Genomic DNA, 2,610 nt, shown 5'->3' with positions numbered 1-2,610 from the left:
GCCCACAATTGAGTATGCACGCCAGCATCTTCGTGTAGAGGGAATGGCAGAAGATCAATTCTTATGTATATTCGGTTTATATGTACTCACACCGAAAATATTTGAATTTCTCGCAAATAATATTAAAAACAACTTCCGCGACGAAAAAGGCGAATTTCAGTTAACATCCTGTCTCGATCAATTGCAACAGCAAGAGGGAATGACCGGATATATTGTCAACGGTAAGTGTTATGACACCGGATTGCCAGATCCCTATCGCCAGACAATGATTGATTTTAGAAATGCAGAGCAGTAGTTAAAAGGGTGAGCGATCGCGATAAAGCATCTGAACCCCGGCGATCGCGATCGCTTATCAGCCGCTCCTCGCTCCCGTTAGATTACAGACTATCTCTGAGGCTAGTGCTGCTGGCGTCAACTTCTGTACTACTGAGAGTAAACGCTGTCTAAACAGTTCTACTTCTGCCTTAGCTGCTCTTATAGCAACCTCAAGTACGGAAGGTTTGACTGTGTATCGGGTAGCGGAGTTTGGGAGCTTTGAGCTAGACGTTTCGTGGTATCCGCTAATGCACAGATTCCCCGAAGCAAACCGAACAGAAACCCAAGGATGACCAATCCACAGCTCATCCCACTGCTCTCCACGATAGGTCATTGCCCCTTCCCACGCTGCTATGTCCTCTAAACCACTACAGCAGGTCGGCTCTATGACGATATCGTCGTTGCAACACAGGACATAGCCTCCAGAAAAGGAACCGATGCACTCTAGATCCGGACTCGAAGTGGCAATCTCTAGCTTCTCGAAATATGTTTCCACCAGATGTCTTAGGACAAATGGCTCAACTAATTGAGAAATTGGCACCAGCCAAGAACCAGGACGAATCGGTTCTATACTTTCGAGTTCCGAATCGGCAAGGCTCTCCTTCCAGTATCGATACCAAGCATGAGGATTTTCTACTACCCTACCGAGAGGAAGACTCCGTTCGCTATGACAATAGTCGCTTGGCGCGAACTCAATCACTGGTATTAAAGCAACCTGACCGCTAAGAGCAACGAATGGCATCACTTGAAAAGCCGCAAGCAATAGGTGAATTTACACAACTCAGATGCTCTCCATCTGACTGCTTAATGCAAGAAGTGACGGATACCTGTCAACACCATCACTAAACCAAGCTCATTGGCAGCCTTAATGGAATCTTGATCGCGCAGACTGCCTCCCGGCTGAACAATCGCTACAATTCCCGCCGCTGCTGCTGTCCGCACCGAGTCATCGAAGGGGAAAAAACCATCGCTAGCAAGCGTGGCACCTGAGGATTTTTCTCCAGCTTGTTCTAAGGCAATTTTGACCGAACCGACGCGATTCATTTGCCCAGCACCCACACCTAAAGTAGTGCGATCGCGCGTTACAACAATCGCGTTAGACTTAACGTGTTTGCAAACTTTCCAGGCGAATAGTAATTCTTCCAGTTGTTCTGGCGTTGGTTGCTTTTCTGTGACGACTTGCCACTGGCTGGCGTTTTCCACCACGTCATCAGAAGCTTGGACGAGGAAACCACCAGCAATAACTTTAACTGTATTTTCTGGTCCAGCCGCCAAGTCTGGCAAAGTCAAAACCCGCACCTTAGACTTAGCCGCCAGAATTTCCTGCGCCTCTGGTTCGCATCCCGGTGCCACGACGCATTCTAAAAATGTTTTGGTCAGTGCTGTCGCTGTGGGGGCGTCAATCGGCTGATTTAGCGCCACAATCCCACCGAAAGCCGAAACCGAATCAGCGTTAAAAGCTTTTTCATAAGCCTCCGACAAGCTATTTCCCAAAGCCACGCCGCAGGGATTATTGTGCTTGATAATCGTCGCGGCTGGGGTATCGGGAAACTCGGCAATAATCCGCCGCGCTGCTTCTAAATCCACTAAGTTGTTATAACTCAGTTCCTTTCCCTGGAGTTTAGTCGCCGCCGCCCATCCAGAGGCACCTGCGCCAGTTTGATACCATGCGGCAGGTTGATGGGGATTTTCCCCATATCGTAGAGATTGCAACTGTTGTCCAGAAAGTTCAAATTGGGTGGGTAGGGGCGATGTATGCGCCTCCGCCTCTACAGGGGATTGATGGGTAAGATAGGTTGCGATCGCCCTGTCATACCCCGCCGTATGCTCAAAAGCGTCTCGTGCCCTAGCCAGACGGAACTCAAAGGACACGTCCCCGCCCTGTTGCTGCAATTCCTGCAAGTAGGAATCATACTGAGCCGGGTTAGACAAAACTGTTAGATGTTGGAAGTTTTTTGCAGAAGCCCGTATCATCGCAGGGCCACCAATGTCAATCTGCTCAATCGCTTCCGGCAATGTGACTTCGGCTTTCGCAATCGTCTGCTCAAAAGGATAAAGATTGACCACTACCAAATCAATTGGGCGAATTTGGTTCGCCTCCAAATCTGCCAAATCTTGGGGCACATCCCGACGCGCCAAAATCCCGCCATGAATTCGGGGATGCAGCGTTTTGACTCGCCCTCCCAAAATCTCCGGAGAACCCGTGTAATCGGAAACTTTCGTCACGGGTAGCCCAGCATCTTTAAGGGCTTTAGCCGTTCCACCACTGCTGATTAAATCAAACTCAAATTTTTC

Annotated in this window: 2 protein-coding genes and 1 pseudogene; 1 reads left to right on the top strand and 2 read right to left on the bottom strand. The window is 49.1% G+C overall.

The window, feature by feature from the left end:
• Positions 1-295: pseudogene (locus H6F50_RS07215) on the top strand (UTP--glucose-1-phosphate uridylyltransferase); the annotation flags it as partial.
• Between the two features lie 57 nt (positions 296-352).
• Here H6F50_RS07215 and H6F50_RS07210 read toward each other — a convergent pair.
• Together H6F50_RS07210 and purH are read right to left on the bottom strand one after the other, a co-directional pair.
• Entirely contained in the window at positions 353-1,060 is a 708-nt protein-coding gene (locus tag H6F50_RS07210) for a hypothetical protein (RefSeq protein ID WP_190427945.1), read from the bottom strand.
• A gap of 59 nt (positions 1,061-1,119) precedes the next feature.
• On the bottom strand, positions 1,120-2,610 hold a 1,491-nt coding region (purH, locus tag H6F50_RS07205; RefSeq protein ID WP_190427944.1), incomplete at its 5' end, for a bifunctional phosphoribosylaminoimidazolecarboxamide formyltransferase/IMP cyclohydrolase.

The organism is Coleofasciculus sp. FACHB-712 (genome assembly GCF_014695635.1).
Classification (GTDB): Bacteria; Cyanobacteriota; Cyanobacteriia; order Cyanobacteriales; family FACHB-T130; genus FACHB-T130.
This window is presented reverse-complemented; position numbering and strand designations above follow the sequence as displayed.